1 protein-coding gene is annotated in these 244 nt (G+C 37.7%); it reads right to left on the reverse strand.

All coding sequences use genetic code 11. The features are described 5' to 3' along the window. The coding region (locus tag AKG98_RS22550) for an IS200/IS605 family accessory protein TnpB-related protein (protein WP_198155582.1) at positions 1-244 on the reverse strand (244 nt) is incomplete at both ends.

The raw sequence follows: 244 nt of genomic DNA on the forward strand, positions 1-244 counted from the left end.
GATGGGAACCACTGACTAATAGCTGATATTTTACGACCGTACCAATCCGCTTTATATTCCAATTGCCTCACTATCTCACCGAAATTAGCATCATGGATATGCTTTGAGAGTTTACGGTTCTTAACCATATTTTTGACTTTCAATGACTCGATCCCTATCACTTGGTTTTCGTTTACAAGTTTCGACGTCATTTTATGGGTAAAGTCTTTACGGCAATTGGCTATCTTTTCGTGAATTTTAGCAA

It is taken from the genome of Moritella sp. JT01 (assembly GCF_001574435.1).
Classification (GTDB): Bacteria; Pseudomonadota; Gammaproteobacteria; order Enterobacterales; family Moritellaceae; genus Moritella.